This is a genomic window from Bradyrhizobium sp. 14AA (genome assembly GCF_054185205.1).
In genome coordinates, this window is sequence record NZ_JAVAYM010000110.1 from 1 (window position 1) to 501 (window position 501).

The 501-nt window shown below is 66.9% G+C and carries 1 protein-coding gene; it reads right to left on the reverse strand.

The genetic code is table 11. From position 1 onward, the window contains the following. Positions 1-129: 129 nt before the first annotated feature. On the reverse strand, positions 130-501 hold a 372-nt coding region (locus tag RAD15_RS43545), incomplete at its 5' end, for a carbohydrate ABC transporter permease (protein ID WP_458184820.1).

The following is a 501-nucleotide window of genomic DNA, read 5'->3' on the forward strand; positions in this document are numbered from 1 at the left end:
GGCGACGGCAGGCCGATCCAGTATTCGCAGACCCGTTTCTCGGCCGACCGCGTCGAGCTGACGGTAAGCGCCGGGTGAGACCGGCCGGTCAGCGATCCGCATGGTGCGACAACACCGTCGACCGCCGTCTCAGCCCTTGACGGCGCCGGCGGTCATCGAGCCGCTGATCTGCCGGTACATAACCAGGCCGAGCAGCACCGGCGGCAGCGCACCGACGACCATGACGGCGGAGGCCACGCCCCATTGCACGCCGCCGCCGCTGGCGGCGAAGAAGAAGGAGGCGCCGACGGTGATCGGGACGGCTTTCGAGGTGGTGAGCATCAGTCCGAACAGGAATTCGTTCCAGGCCGTGATGAAACCAAAGATCAGGCTGGTGACGATGGCGGGACGGCAGACCGGCGCCAGGATGCGCAACAGGATCTGCGTGCGGCTGGCGCCGTCCATCAACGCGGCTTCGTCAAGCTCGGCCGGTATGTCGCGAATGGCGTTGACCAGGATGAC